Origin of the sequence: Pseudoalteromonas 'SMAR' (assembly GCF_048515945.1) — a bacterium.
GTDB lineage: Bacteria > Pseudomonadota > Gammaproteobacteria > Enterobacterales > Alteromonadaceae > Pseudoalteromonas.
In genome coordinates this window covers 15881-39471 of record NZ_JBLWMW010000019.1, presented here as the reverse complement: position 1 = coordinate 39471, position 23591 = coordinate 15881, and the positions used below count along the sequence as shown (strand labels likewise).

Sequence of the window (23591 nt, the reverse complement as noted above, 5' to 3'; positions counted from 1 at the left end):
ATAATCAGTTTACTCAATTTTTCCCACTATTCCAGTGAAACGAGATGTTTTATAGGGACGAACATTGCTTATTTTCCGCTATTTAACGGGTGAAGTACTGAAATCTCAGGTTGCAGTTTTCCTCACTCTAATGACAATTTTCTTGTCACAAAAGTTTGTGCTCATACTGGGTTCTGCCTCTGAGGGGGGAATACCTGGTAAGTTAGTGCTTGCTTTGCTGGCACTCAAGCTACCGCAATTAGCCGGGTATATTCTGCCGCTAAGTTTATTCTTGGGGATCATCCTCGCCTACAGTCGCATTTATGCCGACAGTGAAATGACGGTGCTCAAAGCGTGTGGCGTGAGCGAATGGTACGTGGTGCGAGTGACCTTGGTTTCAAGCGCGGTATTTGCACTACTTGCTGCGGTGATAAGCTTATATGTTGCACCGTGGGCCAGTGAAAAAGAATATCAGCTGAAAGAGCAAGCGGATGCCGAATCCGGTCTATCGACGTTACGCGCTGGACGTTTTCAGCAAACGGGGAATGAGAAAGCGGTGGTGTTTGTTCATGGTATTAACGAACAAGGGCGTGAGCTTGATAAAGTCTTTGTCGCGCAATTGCCAGTATCCGATTCTAATCAAGCTGCACGTTTAGTGTATGCCCAGAAAGGTGAAGTGATTGAGCTTGAAAGCGGTGAGCAACAATTGCTGCTTCATGAGGGTAAACGTTATGAAACCGATGGCTTTAGCCAGGCCCTTAATCGCACTGAGTTTGGCTCGTACCAAGTACAAATTAAAGAACAAGAAATAGAGCATCAACGGCGCAAGCTCGAGGCCATTCCAAGCATGCAGTTACTTGCTATGGATACCCCAGAAGCCAATGCCCAATTTCAATTGCGGCTGTCAGTACCTATTTCCATTATCTTACTCACGCTATTGGCCGTGCCTTTAAGTGTGGTGAATCCAAGGCAAGGTAAATTCGCTAAATTAGTACCAGCCATCACCTTGTATTTGGGTTACTTTATTTTATTAAATGCCGGTAAATTTTTGCTTGCGGAAGAAAAAGTACCGGCATCAGTGGGGCTGTGGTGGATCCATCTGAGCGTGCTGTTTATCGGCACTTATCTCATTGCTAAAGGTCGTCCTTTTGGTGTGTGGGTGCGTTCGTTGTTGGTGAAACGGGAGCCGGTATCATGATGAAAACGCTAGACTGGTATTTAGGCCGCAGTATTTTGCAAACCACAGGGTTTGCACTATTGGTGTTTGTTGGTATCAATACCCTAATTAAATTTATTGAGCAGTTGCGCTCAGTGGGCCGTGGCAGCTACGACTTACTTGGAGCCATGTTGTACACCCTATACAGTATGCCCAGTGATGTGGTGGTGTTTTTCCCCATGGCGGCATTAATTGGTGGTCTGATAGGGCTGGGGGCGCTGGCCTCGAGCAGTGAGCTTATTGTAATGCAAGCGGCTGGTTGGTCACGACTGCAAATCATTATGTCGGTAATGAAAACCGCCGTGGTGCTGGCCATTTTGATGATGGCATTGGGCGAGTGGGGTGCGCCAAAAGCGGAGCAAACGGCAAAACGCCTGAAAAACGAAGCCATTTATGGCGGTGAAGTTTACAGCGCCCAACAGGGCGTGTGGGCGAAAGATGGCGGGAATTTCATTAATATTGCCAATGTCGAAAAAAGCGGTGAGCTTAAAGACATTGCGATTTATTACTTTGATGACACCCTAAACTTAGCCAAAATAGTCAGGGCTCAGTCGGCTAAAAGCATTGACAGCGGTTGGCAGTTGCAAGACGTTGAAGAAGTTCAGCTGCAAAGCGATAAAATCACCACCCATTATTCTAAGTCCATGCGCTATGAGTCTGAGCTTTCTGCAGATAGGCTTGGTGTGGTATCGGTAGAGCCAGACGCGTTATCCTTTACTGGGTTGTGGTCATTTTTAGGCTATTTAAAGCAAAATGACCAAGATGCCAGCAGCTATGAGCTCGCGCTATGGCGTAAAGTCATGCAACCGTTGACGGTGGCGGTGATGCTGCTAGTGGCGTTATCTTTTGTGTTTGGGCCGTTACGTAGTGTAAGCATGGGAGCCAGGATCATCATGGGGGTGATCACCGGCTTAGCTTTTCATTTGAGTAATGAAATTTTTGGTCCCATTGTGATGGTGTACCAGGTGCCACCTGTGGTCGGGGCGTTAATGCCAAGCTTATTATTTATTGGCTTGGCGGTGCATTTATTGAAAAAGCGCAGCTAACAATTAAAAAAGGGCGAGTTAAACTTGCCCTTTTTAATGCCCTGAGGCTCATACCAAATGTGGTATTAATCAAGACTGTTATACACTTTTTTGTTTTCTTCTTTGCTTAATACCACCACTTCGGTGGCGCAAATTAAGTCTTGCAGCGCTCGCTTCTTTTTAAAATCGAACAGTACGATGATGTTTCCCAAGCCCAATAATGCCGATAAGCTACGAGCAATAGCACGCGGCCAGCTAAGCAATTTACCATCAGGGGTTTGTACTTTTAAACGCCATGCTCGCATGCCAATGGTCTGGCCGCTTTTAGTCCAGAAGTAAGCGAAAAACAGCACCGCAACCGCCACCAGTAATATGGCTCTAAGGCTATATAAAATAGGGTCTGCTTGGATGAGAGCGGACACGTCTTCATGGCTGCCAAGGCTGAGGATATCCATAGAGATAAGGCCATTGACCAGCAGTAAGTAAAGCACTGTCGTCAACATAGCAAATGCCACAACAACAAGGCCATCGTAGATAAGAGAAGCCAAACGGCGAGCAAATGGAGCTGGTGGAAAATCTGACATCTTTCGTCTCAAAATTGCATGGTTTCAGACTATTTTACACATAAACACAAAAAACGTTTACTGAATTCACGCTTTTGCTCAAATACCAAGCAGTTGGCTACCGATGACAAAAAAATTACTTGCCGTTCTTGGATGCCTTTGTATAATGCAAAGCATAGAGACGAAGGCAAATAAAAAAAGCCTGAGCTCAAAGTGGTTTTTCTTTATTTTCTCATCGTTTAGAAGATGAAAGAAAAATTATGCCAGTGTGATGGAATTGGTAGACATGACGGATTCAAAATCCGTTGCCTTCGGGCGTGGCGGTTCAAGTCCGCCCACTGGTACCACTTTTTATGACCCTAGCCGTATGGTTAGGGTTTTTTTATGTCTGAAACAAAGTGAAAGGCAGACTTATGCGCCACGCAGGTGGCGCTCTTATAAGGAACGAGTCCGCCCACTGGTACCACTTTTTATGACCCTAGCCGTATGGTTAGGGTTTTTTTATGTCTGAAACAAAGTGAAAGGCAGACTTATGCGCCACGCAGGTGGCGCTCTTATAAGGAACGAGTCCGCCCACTGGTACCACTTTTTACGACCCTAACCGTATGGTTAGGGTTTTTTTATGTCTGAAATAAAGTGCACGTTCTCGTAGGAGCGATTTTATATCGCGCGAAAAGATCCCGGCGTAAAGCCGGTCCCACCTCTGTGTTTTCTCACTATCATAACTATTTATCGTGAGCTCACATAGTTCGTCACCCTGAACTGGATTCAGGATCCATTGGGTCGCGGAATAAATCCGCGGCTACAAAATTCGTCACCCTGAACTGGATTCAGGGTCCATCTCGAGCCTCTGAGCCGCTCTTACCATAGACTCCGGATCAAGCCCGGAGTGACGACCTTAAGTCGCGGAATCAATCCGCTGCTACGGGTTTGGTGTCGTTTGTAAGTTTGCAGCTTATAATAAATGAACGGTCCCGTAGCAGCGATTTTATCTCGCGATTGTTCTTATGATTTTATATCGCGATTGCTCTTATGGTTTACACCGAGATAAAACCTCAGCGAGCGATAGTGCAGCGGTTGCGGCCATTTTGTTTGGAACAATAAAGTGCCTTATCTGCACGAATTAGCATATCTTCAAGGTTGTCTTTCATACCACCAAGGGCGGTAAGACCAGAGGAAACCGTAATTGATATAGATGTTTTTTTATCGAGGGTGGTAATTTTTTGCTGTGCCAGTAGCTGACTTAAGCGGTTAGTTAGGTTTTTGGCTGCAGTCATATTTGTTTCTGGCAGCAGTAACACAAACTCTTCACCACCAAAACGTGCGAATATATCACTGTCGCGTAAGTGCTCGCGAAACAACTGAGCGAAAGTTTGCAACACTAAATCACCATTGGCATGGCCATAGTTATCATTCACCTGCTTAAAATGGTCTATGTCGAGCAATAGTAGTGAGAGAGGGTGGTGGTAACGTTGACAACGTTTAACCTCAGCCTCGGCGAGCTTATTAAAGCTGCGGCGATTGTGTATTTGAGTCAGTTCGTCTAACGCGGCAATTTTGGAGAGCTGTGCAAGGGCTTGCTGCAGTTCAAGCTGGGTTTGTTTTAACTCAGTAATATCACGTGTAGAAACCACCAAAAAGCCATTGTCTAGCAATAGTTCAGATACTTGCACCCAAGTGCCATCGCGCCAGTCAGATTCGAATACACGGTGCTTTTGGCTGCGCTTTCTTGTGTGTATATCCGCAATCCAGTCATCAATGTCTGTGGTTTCAATATTGATGGTTTGTCCGAGCTGGAAGGCACGCTTAACCAGCTCGCTGTTGCTTTTTCCTATGGCTTGCTCTTTGCTGAGCCCCCATATTGAGGCCATATTTTGATTACACAGCACCAAGCGGTCGTGGCTATCGAATACCCCAAAGGCATCGGGGGAATGCTCCAGCAATTCGTTCATTAACCAAAGCATGTCTATGTTGTCGTTTTGCGTTGCCATAGATAAGCTACTTGAGGCAATAAGGTTAAGTATAGCTAGAATCTAGCGTTAGCAAGTGTGTTCTTGACTATGATTGGTGCAAATCTTAACTATTGTTTAATTTGCCTAACTTGCCTATGCTAAGAAGGTGGAAGTAAAAACATTTTTTGCTAAAAAATAGCAGTGGTTGGGCAATTATAATAATGAAGCAAACCATCACTAAGCGTACCATATTGTTAATACTCGCTTTTACCGTGGCATTTTGGGGGTTGGCAATATATGCAGTAAATCTGCTGTCGCACTCTATGGTGTCTGATGAAATTCATGCGCAAAAAGAGGCGCAACGGCTGGATATATCGCTAGCCAGATCGCAGATGGAAGCGTCCATATTTATGGATATCTATCTTGCCGAAAGCTTAGCGATGGTAGCCACCATTGACTCCGAATTTGCCACTAAGCACTGGTCTCAAGTGGCTGCTAAAGTTATTAATAAATCCAACTTTATTCGTCATGTGGCGCTCGCGCCGAATAATATCATTCGTCATGTCTACCCTATTACCGGTAATCGGTCGGCTCTTGGCTTTGACTTTCGTACTCAGCCGGCACAGCTGAGAACAGTAGAGCTTGCGCGACAAAACCAACAAGTATTTATTGCCGGGCCGCTGCAGTTGGTACAAGGTGGAGAGGCACTGATTGCTAGATTCCCTATCTTTTCTGACTACCCCAGTAACAAGCAATACTGGGGTTCCTTGAGTGTGGTTATCGACTATCAAAAGCTACTTGCTGCCAGTGGCATTACTGAGCTTACCAACCAGCAACTTGGGATCCGAGGGCGTGATGGTTTAGGTGAGTTTGGCGATGTTTTCTATGGCTCTGAAACGGTTTTTCAGCAGCCTGACTTACTATTACCAGTTAAGCTTCCGTTTGGTAAGTGGCAAATTGCAATGACCTATCAACTGGATAATTCAGCGATCACCGCGATAAAAAACCAGACTCGAGTGATAGCCGTTGTAGTGGCTGCTGCGTTATTTATCTCCTTGATAGCTTTATACCGAGCTTACCACTTCGCTCATAAGGCCTCGTTGCAAGACGAGTTAACTCGGCTACCTAACCGCCGTTTTGCTACTAAGCGCTTACAAGAGTTATTGTCTAGGCAAGAATGCCCCTCTTTTGTTCTATTGAATCTAGATTTAAATAACTTTAAGCAGGTTAATGACGAGTTTGGCCATGAAATGGGCGATCAGCTATTGCGCCATGTTGCGCAGTTAATCCAAAATTCCATTCGTGTTTATGACTTTGCGGCGCGGTTGGGTGGAGACGAGTTTTTGATTATTTTGCATCGTGTCGAGGAGCAACAACAACTGCAAACTATTATAACTAAAATAAAAAGTCGCATCAGTACTACGCCATTGGTTATTGCAGGGCAAGCTATCAGCGCCGAAGCCAGTGTCGGTTTTGCTTTTGTTAAACGTGAGGGCGACTCAGTGTCAGATTTGATGGCAAGAGCCGATCGCAGTATGTATAGCGATAAAAAACAGCAAGCACAGCGCGTTAATAAGACTGTTTTAAGCGGCGATCAGGAATCTTAAAAAAACTCGTCTACGCTTATAATAACAATACAAAAAATGAGAGCGTCCTGTGCAGCTTAAGCAGTCTGTTTTATTCTTTAAACTTGCCGCATTAACATGCGCTGTAGTGATTATTCTAACCAGTTGGTTTTTGTATTATGAGGTGAGCTCCAGCTCCGAGCGGGCACAACAATTAACTCACATACAAACCGCATTACAGCGTACCATGGAGCAAGAGCAGCAATTACTCAGCAATATGGAGCCACAGCTGACTGCGGTACTACCACAACAACAATACTTTTACCAAGACAGTTACAACCGCTTACTGTTGCTGTTGCATCAAGAGCAAGCACTATTACCCTTAATGAAGCAGCTCGATCGCTTGGCAAAAGACTATTTTGCTCAACTGGAGCGCTTAATCGAGTTGCAAGAACAGCTGGGGTACGATGAAGAGTCGGGGTTGTATGGAGAGTTTCGCCGGCAATCCCATGCGCTTCAGCAAGCGGTGAGCAACGCCTCATCGAAAGAGCTTGAGATCCTGATTTTAGAACTAAGACGGCGCGAGAAAGACTACTTGCTGCGTGCCGATGAGCGCTACCTAGTGATGCATGAAAATTTAGTGGCGCAAACACAGCAGCGCTTATTACAACATGACAGCAAAGCTGAAATAGCGCGCTTACTGGCAGCCTATGAGCTCGGTTTTAATCAATATGTCACGCTGCTACAGCAGCTGGGCTTAACGCAAAATCAAGGGCTTCGTGGTCAGTTACATACCACGAAACAACAATTGCGCAATCAGGTAGAGTTACTGGACACCAGAAGCCAGAGCTTGGCTAAGCAACGCCAAGAAAGCATTATTCTATACGGCCTTATTCTTATTGTGCTGATGAATACGGCGGTATTACTCCTACTCAACTATCAAAACAGCAAGGTCACCAACCACATTTTAGCTATCAATAAAGTATTGATTAAAGTGGCGAAGTACGAGGACTTTAGCCAGCGCGTGGCGCTTAAAGGTGACGATGAAATCGCTCAGATTGGTCATCAGCTCGATGATTTACTGGCGTTTATAGAAACCCTATTGGCGCGTTTAAGCAGTGCTCAGCAGCGCATTATCGAAGAAGCGAAAATGGCCAGCTTAGGTAACATGGTCAGTGGTTTTGCCCACGAGCTCAATACGCCGCTGGGGGTAGCCATCACCAGCCAATCTCATTTAAAAGAGCAAGTATCGACGTTAAAGTCCGAACTTGAGTTAGGCAAACTACAACGTCAGACCTTAACTCGACTATTAAGCGAAGCAGAAGACGCACTGTATTTGCTGGAGAATAACCTCCACCGCACCGCATCACTGGTGGATGATTTTAAGCTGGTGGCAATAAATAAAGACTATGAAGAAAAGGTCGCATTTAACTTAAAGCAGCTTGTGCAAAGCGTATTTGATTGCTATCACAGTGAGCTAAATGAGCAAGACTATGACATCACTCTCGAGATCCCCGACAACCTCACGCTAATTAGTTACCCTTCGGTTTTCAATCAGGTAGTAGGCTATTGCATTAATAACTGCATCAAGCACGCCAAAATCCCCGGACAGCGGCTAAACATTGTGGTCTCGACGGTGCTGATTAATGACTATATTCACTTTTACTTCAAAGACGACGGTGCGGGAATTGATAAAGAATTATTGCCAGTGATCTTTGAGCCCTTTGTCACCTCAAAACGATTCTCTGGTGGCACTGGATTGGGGTTAAGTATTGTCTATAACTTGGTAACGCAGAAATTAAATGGCGAGGTAAAAATGCAAAGCCCAGCCCATGGCGGCGCGTGCTTGCACATCATTTTGACGGCAACAGAGTTTGATTATGAGGCCGAAGCTTAATAGCAAGTATAGATGAGCTTGAAGGTATAAATAACACCTGCGGTGACGTCACCGCAGGTGTCGATAGTGGTTTATGATGACTTAGGCTTTTTTAGCTGCAACCCATTCATCAACAAATGACTCAAGTACGTTCAGCGGTACCGGGCCATTTTTAAGTACTACATCGTGGAATTCACGAATGTCGAACTTGTCACCAAGCTCTTTCTTGGCAGCTTCACGAAGCTCAAGAATTTTCAGCATGCCAATTTTGTATGCCGTTGCTTGAGATGGCATCACAATGTGACGCTCGACCATTTTCACGGCGTCCGATTTGGCATTTGGAGTATTGTTGACGTAATAGTCGATACCTTCTTGGCGTGTCCATTTCATCGCATGGATACCCGTATCTACCACTAGGCGACATGCACGCCACAGTTCCATAGCAAGACGACCGAAGTCAGAATAAGGGTCTTCGTATAAGCCCATTTCTTTTGGTACTAGTTCAGAGTACAGACCCCAGCCTTCCACGTAAGCTGTGTAGCCACCGAACTTACGGAACTTAGGTACCCCTTCCAGCTCCTGTGCAATGGCAATTTGCATGTGGTGACCAGGAATACCTTCGTGGTAAGCCAGTGCTTCCATTTGGTATGTTGGCATGGCTTCCATGTCGTACAAGTTAGCGTAGTAAATGCCCGGACGTGAACCATCTGGCGCTGGTTGTTGATAAAACGCTTTACCAGCCGATTTTTCACGGAACGATTCTACGCGTTTGACGATCATGTCTGCTTTAGGTTTGACGATAAAGAGCTCATCCAAGCGTGATTTCATGTTATCAATCATCGCTTTGGCTTCAGATAGATACTGCGCTTTACCTTCATCGGTGTTTGGTAGGTAGAACTGCTCGTCTGACTTCATGAACTCCATAAAGGCCGATAAGTCGCCATCGAAGCCCACTTTCTCTTTGATTGCACGCATTTCATCGTGAATACGAGCGACTTCAGATAAGCCAATTTCATGAATTTCTTTGGCTGTCAGGTCTGTGGTGGTGGTGCGCGCCAGCGCTGTGTTGAAGAACTCTTCGCCGTTAGGGAATTTCCATGCTCCATCGCGGGTGTCGGCTTTTTTCTCAAGCTGGTGAAGGTAGCTGATCAGCGTATTGTATGCCGGTTTAACTGCGCTGGTTAGGGCATCAACGGCTTCGCCAATAAGCTTATTTTTCTCTTCTTCAGCGATCTCTAACTTGTTCACTTTACGTTTGAAGTCAGCCAGTAAGGTAGAGTCATCGCCTTCAGCAAACGGCGCGCCTTTAATGATGTTTTCACTGGACTCGATCGCATGAGGGAAAACAAACTTAGGAGCAATAATGCCTTTATCTGCGCGCTTTTGCAGGCCGACGATAAGCTGATCAAATACTTTTGGTACACCATTTAGTCGTGAGATATACGCTTTTGCGTCGTCAACACTGGCGATTTGGTGTTGGTTAATTAAGAACGCTGGCACCATTGAGTGCATACCAAACATCTGGTTCACAGGATAGTTATGGTAGCGCCATTTGAAATCGGCAATTTCGGTTTCAAGGTTTTGCTTAAATAGGTCGTAGCTGACTTGAGTGCTGGCATCGAGCTTACTGCGGTCGATAGCGTTTAGCGCGGCTAAGTCTTTTTTTGTCAGCTCAAGGTCTTCAAGCTGGCGAGCTTCACTGTTATCGTCCCATTTGTCATAGTCTTTTTTAATGCCCATGTAAGTTTGGTAAATTGGGCTACGCATCACACTACGGTTAAAAGACTCCTCAAACAGAGCGTTCGCCTTTTCTACTTCACTTTGTACTACTTGTTGTTGCACTTGAGCTTGTGGCGCTTCAGAAGTGGTGGTTTGTTGACAGCCTGCGAATAGTGCAACACTAACCGCCGCCGCAAGAATGCTTAATTTACGCATCATATACCCTTTTATTATGTTTTATCTTTGCCAAAATCTGAGGAATGAAACATGTCACACCTCAGCTTGATATGAACTTATTATCAAACAAATAACTCTAACAAATCGTTGAGATATCTGTGGCCTTTATTTGTAACTAACCATGTATCTTGGGATTCATGGAGTAGGCCTTTTTGCACCGCGCTGCTAATTTGCGTTGCAACTTGGTCCATTGATAAACCAGTATAATCACAAAATTGTTGTTTCGCAGCAGGTGTCTTCAGCCGCAGCACATTCATAAAATACTCAAATGGCCTGTCAGCCTCGCTCACATCCCAGTTTTGGTATAAATAGGGCTTGCTTAAGTCCATATAACCGCGAGGGTGTTTGAATTTTACCGTACGTAAGATCTGCTGCTGTTGTGGTAGAGTGATTTTGCCATGAGCACCACAGCCTATTCCCAAATAATCGCCAAATTGCCAGTAATTTAAGTTATGTCGACACTGGTAGCCACTTTTAGCGTAGCCAGAGATTTCGTACTGATGATAGCCATGCTCCGCCAGCAACGCCTGACCTTGCTCCTGAATGTCCCATAATACTTCGTCTTGCGGTAAGGTCGGGGGCTTTGAAGCAAACTGGGTGTTGGGCTCGATGGTGAGCTGATACCAAGATAAATGAGGCGGTTCCATGGCAATGGCTTGGCGCAAATCGCTTAGGGCGTCAGCAACTGTTTGTCCAGGCAGACCGTGCATTAAATCTAAATTAAAGCTTTTCAATCCTGCTTGATGGGCTTCTGTTGCTGCATTGAGCGCTTCTTGCTTGCCATGAATACGGCCTAATTGGGTTAATTTTTCTTGCTGTAGGCTTTGCACACCAATGGAAATACGGTTAATGCCAGCGTCAACATAATGCTTAAAGCGGTCGGTTTCTACCGTACCTGGGTTGGCCTCTAAGGTGATTTCAATGTCGTCTGCAAAGCCAATTAAGGCTTCAATTTCAGCCAGTAAATACTGATAAGCCTGACCTGAGAGTAAGCTTGGGGTGCCGCCGCCAATAAAAATACTGTGTAGCTTACGTCCTTGAACATACTCTAAGTCGGCTTTTAAATCATGCAGTAGGTGTTGAATATACTCGGTTTCGGGGATCTCGCCCTTTTTACCATGACTGTTAAAGTCACAATAAGGGCATTTTTGCACGCACCAAGGCACGTGCACATATAAGCTTAGGGGAGGGAGTTTCACACTGAACCTTGAAAGTGACGAACCAATTGTTGCAGCGCTTGACCGCGGTGACTGATGGCATTTTTCTCTGCCTTACTCAGTTGTGCCGAGGTGCAATCTAAGCCGTTTACTTTAAATACCGGATCATAGCCAAAGCCTTCACGGCCTTGTTGTGAGGTGGTAATTTCACCTTCCCAACTGGCTTGGCAGATCAGTGGCGTTGGGTCATCGGCATGACGCATATACACCAGTACGCACCAAAAGCGGGCGCTACGTTGCGTCTGGCCTTCAAGCGCCGCTAGCAGCTTATCAATGTTGTCTTGGTCGCTGGCACCGTTGCCGGCGTAACGGGCCGAGTACACTCCTGGCGCTCCGGCTAGAGCATCTACTTCTAAGCCCGAGTCATCGGCAATGGCTGGCAAGCCCGATTCCTTTGCGGCATGGCGCGCCTTAATAATGGCGTTCTCCACAAAGGTGGTGCCGGTTTCTGCCACCTCGGATACCGCGAACTCATTTTGCGGTATGACTTCCATGGCAAAGTCTGCCAGCATGCTGCTCAGTTCCTTCACCTTACCTTGATTGCCACTGGCAAGTACTACTTTATTGTTCATTTTACTCATCGACATAAAATTTCTGCGAAAACACTAGCTGACGGCTTTGACTGCCCTGGCTAATATTGATTTCAAAGCGAAAAACATCTTCGTGGTCGTAGTCCAGTTGGGCGAGGTAATAAATGGCTTCACCTTCAACCACCTCTTTAAACTCGAGCTCGACTTTTTTGCCCAGCAGATCACGGGCAAAGCCAGAGACATTGGCTTTTACCGCAGGCTTACTCGGTTTGTCGGCAAGCACTGAGATATTAACAATGGCTTGGCTACCGCTACGGGTTAAGTCATAGGCCTTGGCAATGTTGGGCTGGATAAACGTAGAGGGAAAAGCAATGTAGTGCACTTCCCAAGGTCCAAGATCTTTAAACTGGCCTCCTTGTTGCTCAGCCATGACATTGGGAGCAAGCAATAAAAGCAGGGCGAACAGTAATGGTTTCATCAGGCGCTCCTATCTAAACAGGTCCATCATCAAAATTTGCAAAAACTGCATAGCGATAATCAGCACTAAAATGGATAAGTCTAAACCACCTAGTGGTGGAATAACTTTACGAATAGGGCGCAACATTGGCTCAGTGAGCTGTTCAAAAACCGCCGCTACTGGGTTATAGCCTTGCGATACCCAACTTAAAATGGCACGGATGATGAGGATCCAAAATACTAGGCTAAAGGCTTCGCGCAATACCGTAATAGCGCCACCAAACAGCGCACCGAGGGCATCAAAATAGCCACCAAACAGCGCCATCAAGGTGGCCATTTTGGCGAACCCGACAAGGAATGCCAGCACTAAGGAGGCGAGATCTAAACCACCTACACCAGGGATAATCTTACGCAGTGGGTTAACTGCAAAGGAAGTCGCTTTGACTACCGCTTGGCTCAGTGGATTGTAAAAATCGGCTTTGACAAGCTGCAACCAAAAGCGCAGCAACACCACCATCAAAAACAGATCAAAAACAATCCCGACTAAAAATTGCATGGCATTCATTGGTCACCCTTATATTTCTTTTTCCATTTCTTCAGCGCGAGCGATGCATGCGTCCATCGCGTCGGCTACGGTATTAACTAAGCCTTGTGATTTTAAATGTTCCACCGCCGCGTGCGTTGTTCCGCCTTTAGAGGTGACGTTGGCACGCAGTTGTGAGATGCTGATCTCTGGCTGTGAAAGCGCCATTTCAGCAGCGCCAAGAGCCGTTTGTTGCACCAGTTTGCGCGCTTCATCATCGTTAAAGCCAAGTGCTTTTGCTTTTTCTTCAATGGCTTCCATAAATAAGAAGAAGTACGCCGGTGATGAGCCAGTTACGGCAATCACGTTATTAATTTTTTCTTCTTTATCTAGCCACAAGGCAATCCCAGTCGAAGAGAAAACTTCTTCAATGTATTGCTTTTCTTCGTCACTCAAGCCCTCGCCGTATAAGCCCGAAACACCACGGCCCAGTAGCGATGGGGTGTTTGGCATACAGCGAACCATTTTAACTGACTGCCCGAGCATTTCTTGTAAACGTGCAACGGTGATCCCCGCCGCCACGGAAACAAATAATTTATTGCTTATATCGATGTCAGCGTCTTGGAATGTTTGACACAAGTCAGCCATCATTTGTGGCTTCACTGATAGTACGATAACGTCTGCTGCGGCAACGGCTTCAAGGTTGTCTTGTGTGGTTCTAACCGACAGCTGCTCTGCAACTTTGGCAAGCTTGTCTGCATTTCGGTTGGTAGCAATAATGGATTGGGCGTCAAAGCCACTTTTGATCATGCCGCCAATAATGGCGTAGCTCATATTTCCTGTGCCGATAAATGCAATCGTCTTATTTGACATAGTGTTATTCACCTCATTGTCGTTTGCCAAAAATATCAGTACCGATGCGAACCATGGTGGAGCCAGCCGCGACGGCCGTTTCTAAATCGCCACTCATGCCCATCGATAAGGTATCTAGCTGTTGATATTGGTCCTTTAGTCTATCAAAGCAAGCACGCATTTGCTGGAAATATTGCAATTGCTTTTGTTTATCGTCGGTTTTTTCGGTGATTGTCATTAACCCACGCAACTCTAATTGGGGGCAGCTAGCAATGTAAGCCGCCAATTCATCAACCTCACTCAGAGGGCAACCTGACTTATTGGCGTCGTCACTGATGTTCACTTGCAGCAGTACTTTGAGTGGCTTTAAGTTGTAGGGGCGCTGGTCGTTGAGGCGGCGGGCAATTTTCTCTCTATCAACACTTTGCACCCATTGAAAGTGCTCTGCGATCAGGCGCGATTTATTGGATTGAATAGGGCCAATAAAGTGCCACTCTAACGTTTTGTTGTCTTTAAAATGTGTAATTTTATCAACGGCTTCTTGTACGTATGACTCACCAAAGCAGGTTTGCCCACACTCGATGGCCGCAGCGATGTCGGCGATGGGTTTGGTTTTCGACACAGCCAGTAAGCTAACTGTCTCGTTGAATTGACAATTTTGCTGGGCTTTTTCAATCCGAGCGTAGGCGTTATGTAACCGTTCTGCTATTGTAACCATATAGTTTTAGCGCTCATTGTGGAGTTATAAATGGATATTACTGAGTTATTGGCTTTTAGTGTGCAACACAAAGCATCTGACTTACATCTTTCTTCAAGTGTGTCACCGATGATCCGCGTCGATGGCGATGTCCGTCGGGTCAATATTCCGCCCTTAGAAGCCAAAGATGTTAACAGCCTCATCTACGATATTATGAATGATAATCAACGTCGTGACTATGAGCAAAATCTTGAGATTGATTTCTCGTTTGAAGTGCCCAATTTAGCACGCTTTCGTGTTAATGCCTTCAACTCCAATCGTGGCCCCGCGGCGGTATTTCGCACCATTCCTAATGAAGTTCTCAGCCTTGAAGACTTAGGAGCCCCGGAGATCTTCACTAAAATATCGGATAATCCGCGTGGCCTTGTGCTGGTGACTGGGCCAACTGGCTCAGGTAAATCAACCACTCTAGCGGCCATGGTCGATTACATTAATCGTAACAAACACCATCATATTTTGACCATCGAAGACCCTATTGAATTTGTCCATGATAATAAACTGAGCCTTATTAACCAACGTGAAGTACACCGTGATACTCTTAGTTTTAATGCGGCGCTACGCAGTGCCCTGCGCGAAGATCCAGATGTAATTTTAGTGGGCGAACTGAGGGATTTAGAAACCATTCGTTTGGCGCTAACTGCCGCGGAAACGGGTCACCTAGTGTTTGGTACCTTGCATACCACCTCGGCACCGAAAACCATTGACCGTATTGTGGATGTCTTTCCAGGAGAAGAAAAAGACATGGTGCGTTCGATGTTGTCGGAATCGCTGCAAGCGGTTATCTCACAAACCTTAGTGAAAAAGGTCGGTGGTGGGCGATTGGCGGCCCATGAGATAATGCTAGGGATACCGGCAATTAGAAACCTTATCCGTGAAGATAAAATCGCGCAAATGTACTCGGCCATTCAAACCGGCGCTATGCACGGTATGCAAACCATGGATCAATGCTTATCCAATCTGCTCAACCGCGGTCTAATCACTCAAGCCGATGCCCGCGCTAAAGCACATGATAAGAATCAGTTTAACAGCGGTGGCTTTTAAGAGGTAAGCGAACATGACGATTGAACCTTATTTAAAAACCATGGTAGAGCAGCAAGCGTCGGATTTATTTGTGTCTGCTGGCCTTGCCGTCAGTGCCAAGGTTGACGGTGAGTTGCGGGCGTTAAGCGATGCTAAGCTCGATGATAAAGAATCCGAAGCGCTCGTCACCTCGATCATGAGTGAAAAGCAAAAGCAGGAGTTTTATGATAGCAAAGAATGTAACTTTGCTATTGCTAACGACATCGGGCGCTTTCGTGTTTCAGCGTTTTGGCAGCGTGACTGCGCCGGGATGGTGGTCCGCCGGATTGTAACCACCATTCCCGATGTTAATGATTTAGGTCTACCATCAATCCTCACCGATGTCATTATGGCTAAGCGTGGTTTAGTGTTGTTTGTGGGTGGCACCGGCACCGGTAAATCCACCTCATTAGCCGCGCTAATAGGGTATCGAAACCGCAACCAGCGTGGCCATATCTTAACCATAGAGGATCCGGTTGAGTTTGTGCATCAACACGAAAAGAGCATAGTAACTCAGCGCGAGGTCGGTTTAGATACCGAAAGCTTTGAAGCGGCGTTAAAAAGCTCGTTGCGCCAGGCACCGGATGTCATTTTGATTGGTGAAATACGCTCACAAGAGACCATGGAATACGCCTTAAGTTTTGCCGAAACCGGACACTTGTGTGTGGCTACCTTGCATGCCAATAATGCCAACCAAGCCATTGATAGAATTATGCACCTAGTGCCCAAGGAAAAACACGATAAGTTAAAATACGACTTAGCTTTAAACCTGCGGGCAATTGTGGCGCAACAGCTGGTGCCTTCTTCTAAGGGAGAGGGGCGAGAGGCTGCCATCGAAGTGTTGCTAAACTCGCCATTGGTGGCGGAGCTGATCAAAAAAGGCGACATTGGCTCGATCAAAGAGGTGATGGCAAAGTCCAAAGACATGGGCATGCAGACCTTCGACCAAGCGTTGTTTGATTTGTACAAACAGCAGCGCATTAACTATGCCGATGCCTTGCACCATGCTGACTCACCAAACGACCTACGCTTGATGATTAAACTACAAAATAACGAACAAAAAGGCGCAGGATTCTTGCAAGGGGTAACCGTCGATGGCTTGGATCAAAACAGCTAAGCCTTATTTGTTGAGTCTTTGCCTATGGCTGTGTGCAATAAACACCAGCCATGGCAGTGACACCCTAGATGTGTTTATTCGCGACGATGTCCTGAGTGATTATCAGCGTTTTGTCGGCCAGCGTGACGTCACAACTATTGACGACTTTAGCCATCAGGCCGTGCGCCGTGATGTGGTGGATATGGTCATAGCACAACAAGCCTTGCAGCTAGGTGGGTTTAAAAAGCGCTTTATCTTTCGTCCCGGGTTTGTCAATTTCCGTGATTCAAATTTACTGCTGACGGGCCAACAGCTGCTGTATTTTGATAGTTTTTGGCGCCGTGATATCTCTGACATAGAAAACAAAGTGTTCGTCAGTGATGCGGTAATACTGGCGGGACAATACTACGCTGGTGTCTATCATGCACCGCACAATCGTAAAGTTGCTGAGGTAAAAAGCTTAGCTCAGTTGCAACAGCTGAGCGCAGTATCGAGCCCAAGGTGGCAAACCGATTGGCAGACTTTGCAAGCACTGGAGTTACAACAAGTACACAGCGAAACGGATTGGACGGCGCAAGCCAGAATGGTAGCGAAAGGCTGGGTGGATTTTATGTTGATGCCACTGCAACCAAAACACAATAACCGATTCACCTTAGAGAATATTGAGCTGGTGGCGAACCCCCATGTGGTTATTTTGCTGGATGACAGTCGTCACTTTTTGGTTTCTCGTGCTCACCCTGACGGCAAAAGGGCATTTACGGCGCTACAAAAAGGCTTGCAGCAGCTGCGCCAGCAAGGTGCCATAACAAAAGCCTATCAGCAAGCTGGGTTGATCCCTGACTTGACTCAGTACCAAGTGCTCCAGCCTGCCAAGTAGTCGTCAGCTAGGGAGTTGGCATCGCTCGATTAACAATCGCTTGAGCATCGACGTCGCTCGCCAGCACTCCATATTGACTGCCTCGATGGTCACTAAAGCGACTGCCGACAAAGGCGCTGGCAATCATTTTCTCACCGTAGCAAATTAGCGTGGCGGCCTGCCAACATAGGGCTAAGCGTTCCATACACCAACGCGCCTGCAGTGCCACTTGTTGTGGCTCAGCAAGGGCTTGCTGCAATTGTGCTAGAGCTTGGTCAAATAGCGCATAGTGTCCTTTAGCCTGTTCTAACTCACCAAATAATGCAGCCAGGGTGTCTGGCTCGCGTTGCAGCACCCGCAACAGATCCAAACATTGGACATTGCCAGAGCCTTCCCAAATGGCGTTGACTGGCGCTTCACGAAAGGTTCTGGCAGTAACATTCTCTTCCACATAGCCTACGCCACCAATACATTCCATGGCCTCATAGGTATGCTGCACAGCACGTTTGCAGATCCAATATTTACCAATGGCGGTGGCACTACGTATAAGGGCTGCTTCATGGGGGAGGGCTTGGTTATCGAGCGCGTGGGCGAGACGAAAGCTGATAGCCATAGCCGCTTCCGCTTCCAGCGCTAAGTCTGCTAGTACCTGAGTCATGAGCGGTTGTTGTTGCAGTGGTTTGCCAAAGGCTTGGCGGTGTGCAGTATGCCACATGGCTTCTTTGGCCGCTTGGGCCATGAGGGCGGTGGAGCCGAGCATGCAGTCATAGCGAGTGAGTGCCACCATCTGAATAATAGTAGCAATACCGCGACCCTCTTCGCCGAGTAGCCACCCATGGGCACCGCGAAATTCAATTTCGGAGCTGGCATTTGAACGATTGCCGAGCTTATTTTTTAAGCGTTGAATGTGGATCGGATTTTTACTGCGATCTTCACGCCAACGTGGCACTAAAAAGCACGATAATCGTTGTTCTACCTGAGCCAAGACTAAAAAGCCATCGCACATGGGAGCACTGCAAAACCACTTATGACCGCTTAGGCTGTAGAGCTGACCTGGGCCTGACTCGGACAGTGCTTGCGCCTTAGTGGTGTTGGCTCTAACATCGCTGCCCCCTTGCTTTTCGGTCATGGCCATTCCTATGGTGACTCCTTGCTTGTCAAACCAAGGAATATTGCGCTCATCGTAAATACCGCTGAGAATTTTTGGTAGCCATCGACTGGCGATATCGGGTTGGCTGGCAATAGCAGGCACGGCTGCGAAGGTCATCGTTAAAGGGCAACCAGAACCGGGATCGGCATGGGTATGCAGATATGCCATGGCAGCACGCAGCACATGACTGCCATCCCCATGGTCTTGCCATGGTAAGCTACAATGTCCTTGCTCAATAGCGTGACGCATCAGTTGATGATAGGCCGGATGGTAATTCACTTGATCAATTCGGTGACCAAAACGATCATGAGATTGCAATTCTGGTAGGTGCTTATTAGCCAAAAAACCTGCAGCGAGTAACTCGTGGCCACAGGCTTTGCCAAACTGCTCTAATGTTGCGGTGGGGCACTCTGGGGCAAATCGTCGCAGCCAATATTGCAGCACAGGATCACCGCTAAAGACATTATAGTTTTCCAGTGCTGGAGGTTGGTTAAACACCTCATGGGTCTCACCTTCAGGGGGAATATAGGTCATGCTGAACTCCACTTTTTATTTTCAGCATAACAGCTAAATCAGATCCGACCAGTAGTTTGCGCTAAAAATGCAGCGCATGGCGGCACTATTGCCACATGGACTCGAAATAGCTTTCTAGAATGATGCAGGCCGACATGCCATCGACGTTGCCTTTGGCTAGGTTTTTATAGCCGCCTTGCTCGAACAATCTCGCTTTGGCATCGGCAGTGGTGAGGCGTTCATCCTGAGTCTCTACTGGTAGGCGGAAGTGGTTATGTAACCGGTTGGCAAACTTTTTAGCCCGAAAAGTAAGGTCTTGGCTGGTGCCATCCATATTCAGGGGTAAGCCCACTACGATAACATCTGGCTGCCACTCGTTAATGTAAACGGCAATATCATCCCAATTGGGAATGCCATCTCGCGCCTTCACGGCACCCAGTGGTGAGGCGGAGCCAGTGATCTCTTGGCCAATAGCCAAACCAATGCTTTTGGTGCCAAAGTCAAAGCCTAATACGGTGCGATGACCTTTAGCGGGTTTTTCTTTTTTTGCTTCCATGGATGCTTCTTTTAGTAAAACTAAGCTAGGCGTGGCCTGCTTGTGAGCTGAGCTGGGCAACGTCAATGCCAAGCATTTGTACGGCTTTTTCCCAGCGTTTATTGGGTGGCGTATTAAAGATGATTTCTGGGTCGGCTTCGACCACTAACCAAGTGTTTTCTTTTAGCTCTTTTTCCAGCTGACCACTGACCCAACCGGCGTAGCCCAAGGTGATAATGAAGCCCTCGGGGCACTGGGTTGAAGTCAGCGAGGCTAGTACGTCTTTTGAGGTGGTGATCATAATGTCAGAGCTAAGCTCCTGGCTGGCTGCATAGCCATACTTTGGTGTGTGCAGCACAAAACCGCGGTCGGTGTGTACCGGTCCGCCAGCATACACTTGGACATCGGCAGCTTGACTGCTTTTGTCGTTTTCAATATCAATTTGGTCTAATAACTCGCCCACAGTGATATCGATGGGATGGTTAACCACCAGTCCCATGGCACCATCGTCATTATGTTCACACAAGTAAGTCACGGTGTGATTGAAAAACGGATCGTCCATGGTGGGCATTGCCACTAAAAAATGGTTTGCAAGTGATTTCATAACCAGCCCCCTTAATGGTTACTTTTTAGTATGGTCGAGTTTTCGCTCGATCGCATCATAAAACTTCGCCATGATAGAGATGTCATACGCCGCTTCAATCTCTTTCACACAGGTTGGTGCGGTGACATTAATCTCTGTGAGTTTATCGCCAATAATATCAAGGCCAACAAACAGTAAACCTTTTTGTTTCAACGTCGGCGCTACGGCCTCGGCAATTTTGCGGTCGCTGTCGCTGATCGGGCGTGCTTCACCTTTGCCACCAGCAGCTAAGTTACCGCGCGTTTCACCCCCTTGTGGGATCCGTGCAAGGCAGTAAGGCATCACCTCACCGTCGACGACCAGTACGCGCTTATCACCATCTTTAATGGCGGGAATGTAGTTTTGCGCCATGGCGTAACGACTGCCATGCTCGGTGAGTGTTTCGCAGATCACACCAATGTTGGCGTCATCTTGTTTCACGCGAAAAATAGATGCGCCACCCATGCCGTCTAGTGGCTTTAAAATTACGTCACCATGTTTGGCCAAAAATGCGCGTATTTGCTCTTGGCTACGTGTTACCAGGGTGTCAGGCGTATGTTCGCTAAACCAAGCGGTATACAACTTTTCATTGGCATCTCTTAGGCTTTGCGGCTTATTAACCACCAAGGCACCCGCTAATTCAGCGCGTTCGAGAATATAGGTGGCGTAAATATATTCAGTATCGAAGGGCGGGTCTTTGCGCATTAAAATGACGTCTAAATCGCCCAGGTTAAGCTCTTGTTTTGGCTCCAGCTCATACCAGTGGTTAGGATCATCAAATACCTCGAGCTTGGCCGCAGTGGCTTGGGCATTGCCTTGGTATAAAAACAAGTCATCCATTTCCATATAGTAAAGCTCATAGCCGCGTTGTTGGGCTGCCAGCATCATGGCAAATCCAGTGTCTTTTTTGATGTTAAAGCCACAGATTGGATCTGAGATGATCCCTAATTTAATCGTCATAGTTGCTCCCGCTGAGCGCTTATATAGGTGAAGTTATTGATAATATGGGGCTCGCCCAGATAAATTTAAAGAGCTAAGTCGCCAAATTGCAACTGCAATGCGCTCAGCACCGTCAGTGCCGCTGTTTCGGTTCGCAGCACTCTTGGCCCTAAGCGGACATCGATAAATCCTTGCTCTTGAGTTGCGCTCAGCTCTTCGTCGGTGAAGCCGCCTTCTGGGCCAACTAAAAAGCGGATCCCCTCACCTTGGTAGGGTAAGGTTTTAATTGAATGCTCGGCTCTTGGGTGTAGGGTCACTTTCAAGGCATTGCTTTGCTGTGCTAGCCACTGCGCCAAATCGATAGGAGGGTGGACGGTGGTAATGGTATTACGGCCCGACTGCTCAGCAGCGGCAATGGCTATTTTCTGCCACTGTTGATGTTTTTTCGCCAGGCGCTCACCGCTGAGCTTGACGCCACAACGGTTAGTAAAGAGTGGGGTGATCTCAGTGACTCCTAACTCCACCGACTTTTGAATGGTGAAGTCCATTTTATCACCTCGAGAAATGCCTTGGCCTAAATGAATGGCCAGTGGTGACTCGACGTTATGATCGCTAAACGACTCTGGAATGGCGATCACTTTCTTTTTACTGACTTCACTGAGACGACACAGGTATTCACCACCTTGGCCGTTAAACAAGCTTACTTTATCAGCGGTGGTCATTCTTAAAACGCGGCCGATGTGACCGGCAGCATCGTCGTCTAAGATTACGGCTTCGCCAATTGCCAGTGGCGAGTCTTGAAATATATGTGGTACGCGCATAATTGCATTATTTACAGAATCAATAACTGCAATGTTAAGCGCTAGCAATAGGATAGTCTAGCTTACCACCTTGCTTTTTACCCCCAGCAGCTGGCTTAGCTCAGTGAGCATAAGTGCGACACTGGGCAAGTCATTGCGCTCGGGGTGACAAGAGAGGTGATTGATAGTGGCGCTAGCGTTAAGTTGGCTTACTTCAAAGCCAGCAGGGGACTGCTCAATAATAAAGCGGAAGCGGTGCAAGGAATCGAAAATAAAGCGCTGCTCTGGCGAGGCCAAATGATAATCCAAGGCGTAAAACAACACCGCGCAAATTTTATGGTGTTGATGCAGGTAAGTGGCCAGCTCAGAAACGCTGATTTCGTTGTCAAAGTCGCAGTAGCAGTAGTCTTTGATCTGTTCATTAAACATCATTTTCAGCATTTGTTTGGTGTTATCGCCAGCAATAATAATATTGCTGGCGGCAGATGGTTGGCTGGCTTTTATATGCTCGACTAACTCTAGGCTAAAATCCCAATTGCTATCGACCAGTAAAAAACAACCATCCTGTAATGCCATTAACCATGAGTTACACAGAGAACAAGTTAATAAGTAAATAGCCCATAGAACAGAAAACCGCAAATTCTAAACAGGCAATACCGACATTATCTTGATGATCCACTTCCAAACCAATGTTTACTTTTGGCAACGAAAGATGCAGTAACACATAGCTGCCAAGGTAAAGCAGTACCCACATCACTCCACAATGTAATATCACAGAGAATAGGTTTTCCACTACCATAGCGCCATGGTAAGGGGCGCTGTGTAGGCCTGCGTAAATGGCCAATGACAAAGCAATGGATTTACCGGCATAGCGGATCCCAATGGAGGTGTTTTTGAGGTTAAAGTTTTGCTGTAGGGAAGCGCCTTGATTGAGTTCGGCAAAGCGGCTTTCCCGCACCTTGCTATCTAATGCAAATAAAAACTGCAATAACACAAAACTCAAGCCCACCACTAACAAATCACTCCAGCCTTTAGGGTGTACCCAATGATATAACCCCAACACTAAAATGGTATTACTGAGCAACATGCCAGAGTCCACCATGGCGGCACAAATGTTTTGTTTGAGAATGGCTTCTTCTTCATTGAATTGCCGCAAAATCCATTTTCGGTGCACCCACTGGCCGGCATAGATAAAGGCCAGAATTAAAGTAATGGTTAACACCGCTTTTAGGGGCTGTTGTTGCGCTTGCTCAACGCCTAAATCATTAAATAAGTACGCCATACAGATGCTGACAATGGCAATCTGGCAGGCATAACTGATCCCCAGAGCAAAGTTATCTCGTTGCGCCAACTCTTCATTTAATAGGTTGTTGGCACTGCGCTGCACTATTAAACGCAGCAGTATGGTCAGGCCACAGGCAAAAACAAAACAAATGGCAATGGCTAAAAAGTTGATGTTGGCTAGAGACAAATAACTCATACTCAGTGTAAGGTTGTGGTTTCAATAGAGTTACTATAATACATAACACCGCTTATGCTAAGCGCCAGTTGATA

At 46.7% G+C, this 23591-nt stretch carries 23 protein-coding genes and 1 tRNA gene; 8 read left to right on the top strand and 16 right to left on the bottom strand.

Going from position 1 to position 23591, the window contains the following annotated elements:
- Window positions 1–64: 64 nt before the first annotated feature.
- Both lptF and lptG read left to right on the top strand, forming a co-directional pair.
- On the top strand, window positions 65–1177 hold the full coding sequence (gene lptF / locus ACNKW2_RS09780; protein ID WP_419148391.1) for an LPS export ABC transporter permease LptF: 1113 nt from the start codon (window positions 65–67) through the stop codon (window positions 1175–1177).
- Window positions 1174–2241: an LPS export ABC transporter permease LptG gene (lptG, locus tag ACNKW2_RS09775; RefSeq protein WP_336567392.1), complete on the top strand. Its 1068-nt coding sequence runs from the start codon at window positions 1174–1176 to the stop codon at window positions 2239–2241. The genes lptF and lptG overlap by 4 nt, the downstream gene beginning before the upstream one ends.
- 65 nt (window positions 2242–2306) lie before the next feature.
- Here the strand turns inward: lptG and ACNKW2_RS09770 are convergent, their stop codons facing one another.
- Entirely contained in the window at window positions 2307–2804 is a 498-nt protein-coding gene (locus ACNKW2_RS09770) for an RDD family protein (RefSeq protein ID WP_419148390.1), read from the bottom strand.
- 241 nt (window positions 2805–3045) lie between these two features.
- Here ACNKW2_RS09770 and ACNKW2_RS09765 point away from each other — a divergent pair.
- Window positions 3046–3130: transfer RNA gene (locus ACNKW2_RS09765), tRNA-Leu, on the top strand.
- Between the two features lie 708 nt (window positions 3131–3838).
- Here the strand turns inward: ACNKW2_RS09765 and ACNKW2_RS09760 are convergent.
- Entirely contained in the window at window positions 3839–4774 is a 936-nt protein-coding gene (locus ACNKW2_RS09760; protein ID WP_419148389.1) for a sensor domain-containing diguanylate cyclase, read from the bottom strand.
- Window positions 4775–4956: 182 nt separating this feature from the next.
- Between ACNKW2_RS09760 and ACNKW2_RS09755 the strand changes: the two genes are divergently transcribed.
- Both ACNKW2_RS09755 and ACNKW2_RS09750 read left to right on the top strand, forming a co-directional pair.
- Window positions 4957–6342, top strand: coding sequence for a diguanylate cyclase domain-containing protein (locus ACNKW2_RS09755; RefSeq protein ID WP_419148388.1), 1386 nt, complete (start codon window positions 4957–4959; stop codon window positions 6340–6342).
- A 49-nt stretch (window positions 6343–6391) separates the two neighbouring features.
- Window positions 6392–8197 carry an ATP-binding protein gene (locus tag ACNKW2_RS09750; RefSeq protein ID WP_419148387.1) on the top strand — a complete coding sequence of 602 codons (1806 nt, stop codon included), beginning with the start codon at window positions 6392–6394 and terminating at the stop codon, window positions 8195–8197.
- An 81-nt stretch (window positions 8198–8278) separates the two neighbouring features.
- Here ACNKW2_RS09750 and ACNKW2_RS09745 read toward each other — a convergent pair whose 3' ends face one another.
- From ACNKW2_RS09745 to ACNKW2_RS09715, 7 genes are all read right to left on the bottom strand, one after another.
- Window positions 8279–10111 (bottom strand): DUF885 domain-containing protein, encoded by a 1833-nt coding sequence (locus tag ACNKW2_RS09745; RefSeq protein WP_419148386.1) that lies wholly within the window; start codon window positions 10109–10111, stop codon window positions 8279–8281.
- An 83-nt stretch (window positions 10112–10194) separates the two neighbouring features.
- Window positions 10195–11331, bottom strand: coding sequence for a radical SAM family heme chaperone HemW (gene hemW, locus ACNKW2_RS09740; RefSeq protein ID WP_419148385.1), 1137 nt, complete (start codon window positions 11329–11331; stop codon window positions 10195–10197).
- Entirely contained in the window at window positions 11328–11921 is a 594-nt protein-coding gene (locus tag ACNKW2_RS09735; RefSeq protein WP_419148384.1) for an XTP/dITP diphosphatase, read from the bottom strand. The genes hemW and ACNKW2_RS09735 overlap by 4 nt, the downstream gene beginning before the upstream one ends.
- A 1-nt stretch (window position 11922) precedes the next feature.
- Window positions 11923–12357: a DUF4426 domain-containing protein gene (locus tag ACNKW2_RS09730; RefSeq protein ID WP_419148383.1), complete on the bottom strand. Its 435-nt coding sequence runs from the start codon at window positions 12355–12357 to the stop codon at window positions 11923–11925.
- A 9-nt stretch (window positions 12358–12366) separates the two neighbouring features.
- On the bottom strand, window positions 12367–12900 hold the full coding sequence (locus tag ACNKW2_RS09725) for a YggT family protein (RefSeq protein ID WP_419148382.1): 534 nt from the start codon (window positions 12898–12900) through the stop codon (window positions 12367–12369).
- A gap of 9 nt (window positions 12901–12909) precedes the next feature.
- Complete coding sequence (proC, locus tag ACNKW2_RS09720; RefSeq protein ID WP_419148381.1) at window positions 12910–13731, bottom strand: pyrroline-5-carboxylate reductase; 822 nt, start codon at window positions 13729–13731, stop codon at window positions 12910–12912.
- Window positions 13732–13744: 13 nt separating this feature from the next.
- Window positions 13745–14428 (bottom strand): YggS family pyridoxal phosphate-dependent enzyme, encoded by a 684-nt coding sequence (locus ACNKW2_RS09715; protein WP_419148380.1) that lies wholly within the window; start codon window positions 14426–14428, stop codon window positions 13745–13747.
- Between the two features lie 30 nt (window positions 14429–14458).
- Here ACNKW2_RS09715 and ACNKW2_RS09710 point away from each other — a divergent pair, with 30 nt between their 5' ends.
- Genes ACNKW2_RS09710 through ACNKW2_RS09700 form a run of 3 tightly spaced genes read left to right on the top strand, consistent with a single transcriptional unit; the run spans window position 14459 to window position 17499 of the window.
- On the top strand, window positions 14459–15508 hold the full coding sequence (locus ACNKW2_RS09710) for a type IV pilus twitching motility protein PilT (RefSeq protein WP_419148379.1): 1050 nt from the start codon (window positions 14459–14461) through the stop codon (window positions 15506–15508).
- Between the two features lie 13 nt (window positions 15509–15521).
- Complete coding sequence (locus ACNKW2_RS09705) at window positions 15522–16643, top strand: PilT/PilU family type 4a pilus ATPase (protein WP_419148378.1); 1122 nt, start codon at window positions 15522–15524, stop codon at window positions 16641–16643.
- Window positions 16621–17499 (top strand): hypothetical protein, encoded by an 879-nt coding sequence (locus ACNKW2_RS09700; protein WP_419148377.1) that lies wholly within the window; start codon window positions 16621–16623, stop codon window positions 17497–17499. The genes ACNKW2_RS09705 and ACNKW2_RS09700 overlap by 23 nt, the downstream gene beginning before the upstream one ends.
- Window positions 17500–17506: 7 nt before the next feature.
- On the opposite strand, the gene ACNKW2_RS09695 is transcribed toward ACNKW2_RS09700, so the two are convergent.
- The 7 genes from ACNKW2_RS09695 to ACNKW2_RS09665 form a co-directional block, all read right to left on the bottom strand.
- A complete protein-coding gene (locus tag ACNKW2_RS09695) occupies window positions 17507–19162 on the bottom strand; it encodes an acyl-CoA dehydrogenase family protein (protein ID WP_419148376.1) in 1656 nt (551 codons plus the stop codon).
- A gap of 85 nt (window positions 19163–19247) precedes the next feature.
- Window positions 19248–19697 carry a Holliday junction resolvase RuvX gene (gene ruvX, locus ACNKW2_RS09690; protein ID WP_419148375.1) on the bottom strand — a complete coding sequence of 150 codons (450 nt, stop codon included), beginning with the start codon at window positions 19695–19697 and terminating at the stop codon, window positions 19248–19250.
- A gap of 25 nt (window positions 19698–19722) precedes the next feature.
- Window positions 19723–20280: a YqgE/AlgH family protein gene (locus tag ACNKW2_RS09685; RefSeq protein ID WP_336567364.1), complete on the bottom strand. Its 558-nt coding sequence runs from the start codon at window positions 20278–20280 to the stop codon at window positions 19723–19725.
- 18 nt (window positions 20281–20298) lie between these two features.
- On the bottom strand, window positions 20299–21258 hold the full coding sequence (gshB, locus tag ACNKW2_RS09680) for a glutathione synthase (protein WP_419148374.1): 960 nt from the start codon (window positions 21256–21258) through the stop codon (window positions 20299–20301).
- A gap of 65 nt (window positions 21259–21323) precedes the next feature.
- Complete coding sequence (gene rsmE / locus ACNKW2_RS09675) at window positions 21324–22058, bottom strand: 16S rRNA (uracil(1498)-N(3))-methyltransferase (protein ID WP_419148373.1); 735 nt, start codon at window positions 22056–22058, stop codon at window positions 21324–21326.
- A gap of 57 nt (window positions 22059–22115) precedes the next feature.
- Entirely contained in the window at window positions 22116–22613 is a 498-nt protein-coding gene (locus ACNKW2_RS09670; RefSeq protein ID WP_419148372.1) for a hypothetical protein, read from the bottom strand.
- A 10-nt stretch (window positions 22614–22623) separates the two neighbouring features.
- Entirely contained in the window at window positions 22624–23517 is an 894-nt protein-coding gene (locus tag ACNKW2_RS09665) for a DUF350 domain-containing protein (protein ID WP_419148371.1), read from the bottom strand.
- Between the last annotated feature and the right edge of the window lie 74 nt (window positions 23518–23591).